1 protein-coding gene is annotated in these 477 nt (G+C 67.5%); it reads left to right on the forward strand.

Annotated elements, in window-relative coordinates; genetic code table 11:
* Positions 1-264: 264 nt before the first annotated feature.
* The coding region (locus AOK17_RS51460; RefSeq protein WP_079053621.1) for a hypothetical protein at positions 265-477 on the forward strand (213 nt) is incomplete at its 3' end.

The raw sequence follows: 477 nt of genomic DNA on the forward strand, positions 1-477 counted from the left end.
GCGAGGCGGCGGTTGAGGAGCGGGCGGCGTGCACTGGAGGTCATGACCGTCATCCTGCGCTCAACCTCTGGAGTTGCTCAACTCTGCTTTGGTCCGTGAGACGCGGGGGCATCCCCCCTTCACACAAGAAGCACACGCGGGAAAGCAGCAAGAAGAACAGCAAGAAGTACAGCCAGAGGAACAGGCAGAAACAAAGACAAAAGCACCGGCGAGAAGCAGAGCCCACGGGGGGCCGCTTCGGGGGAACGGAAGGAGGGTGGCGCCATGATCGGAGGCATCATCCTGGTGGCATTCATCGCGGTGGCCGTCCTGGCGGTCGTGTCCGGGGCGAGGCGCAGCAGCGCGCGGCGTTCGCGCCGGTCCAGGCACAGCTGGTGGGCCGGCGGCTCGGGCTCGGCCTCGGGTTCGGGCGGGGGCGCGGGCTGTTCTACGGGGGGTTCTTCCTGCAGTGGCGGTTCGTCCTGCGGAGGCGGGTCG

The organism is Streptomyces phaeochromogenes, from assembly GCF_001418655.1.
GTDB classification, from domain to species: Bacteria; Actinomycetota; Actinomycetes; order Streptomycetales; family Streptomycetaceae; genus Streptomyces; species Streptomyces phaeochromogenes.